The organism is Synechococcus sp. R55.2, assembly GCF_047462075.1.
Taxonomy (GTDB): domain Bacteria; phylum Cyanobacteriota; class Cyanobacteriia; order Thermostichales; family Thermostichaceae; genus Thermostichus.
The window spans coordinates 1-630 of sequence record NZ_JANSIH010000285.1 but is presented as its reverse complement, the minus strand read 5'-3'; the positions used below and the strand labels follow the sequence as shown (position 1 = coordinate 630).

Annotated in this window: 1 protein-coding gene and 1 pseudogene; one reads left to right on the top strand and one right to left on the bottom strand. The window is 58.1% G+C overall.

The window, feature by feature from the left end; genetic code table 11:
* Positions 1–334 (top strand): annotated as a pseudogene (locus NW838_RS09385) (type I glyceraldehyde-3-phosphate dehydrogenase); the annotation flags it as partial.
* A gap of 22 nt (positions 335–356) precedes the next feature.
* On the opposite strand, the gene NW838_RS09380 reads toward NW838_RS09385, so the two are convergent.
* A partial coding sequence (locus NW838_RS09380; protein WP_414427923.1) for a 2'-5' RNA ligase family protein occupies positions 357–630 on the bottom strand: 274 nt, incomplete at its 5' end.

Sequence of the window (630 nt, the reverse complement as noted above, 5' to 3'; positions counted from 1 at the left end):
GCTGAATGGGGTGGCGGTACGGGTTCCCACGCCCAATGTGTCTCTGGTGGATTTGGTGGTGCAAACAGAGCGGCGTGTCATTGCCGAAGAGGTGAATGCGGCCCTCAAAGAAGCCTCAGAAACTACGATGAAAGGGATCCTCGCCTATTCCGACATCCCGCTGGTCTCGATTGACTATCGCGGCCACGATTGTTCGGCCATTGTGGATGCGGAGATGACCAGTGTGCTGGATGGGGATCTGGTGAAGGTGATGGCTTGGTACGACAACGAGTGGGGCTACTCCCAGCGGGTGGTGGATCTGGCCGAGTACATGGCTGCTCACTGGGTGGAGTAGGCTGCTTCGGTTGGCTTCCCCATCATTCTCCCATCAAGAACTGGGCAAAAACCTGCCAGCGCTTGCCGTCGTGGAGGAGAAGCGTCAAAGCCGACGCCGTGAAGGAACTTTGAAAAAAACGGGTCTTGAACTGCGGCCAAGCGGCGCGAAAGTGGGCGGGGGTTAGATCTCGAAAGGCAACGGTCATGTGGGGCACGAACGGACGGCCCTGAGCGGTTGTCTCTTTCTGGTTGAGAAGGATCCCCATGTGGTGATGGGCTTGAGCTTGTAGCCGCTGCAGTTCTGGGGAGGGCACG